Origin of the sequence: Clostridium sp. CMCC3677 (assembly GCF_023845585.1) — a bacterium.
Classification (GTDB): domain Bacteria; phylum Bacillota; class Clostridia; order Clostridiales; family Clostridiaceae; genus Clostridium; species Clostridium aquiflavi.
On the sequence record NZ_JAMQHS010000117.1, the window covers coordinates 1 to 222 of the forward strand.

Genomic DNA, 222 nt, shown 5'->3' on the forward strand with positions numbered 1-222 from the left:
ACGGGAAATTTGTCACTAAGAAAAGCATGAAAAAATATACAATGGCTAAATTTTTGCAAGAAGAAGGAACGGAAACGGAGGTTTTTGCTCGTTTTTCAACAGTAATTCATGGGCAACATTCTCCAGAAACATTACGTGATCCACGCGGTTTCTCCGTTAAGTTTTATACAGAAGAAGGGAATTATGATTTTGTCGGAAATAATTTGCCGGTATTCTTCATTC

The 222-nt window shown here is 36.5% G+C and carries 1 protein-coding gene; it reads left to right on the forward strand.

Going from position 1 to position 222, the window contains the following annotated elements:
* A partial coding sequence (locus tag NG901_RS16940; protein WP_252217122.1) for a catalase occupies positions 1-222 on the forward strand: 222 nt, incomplete at both ends.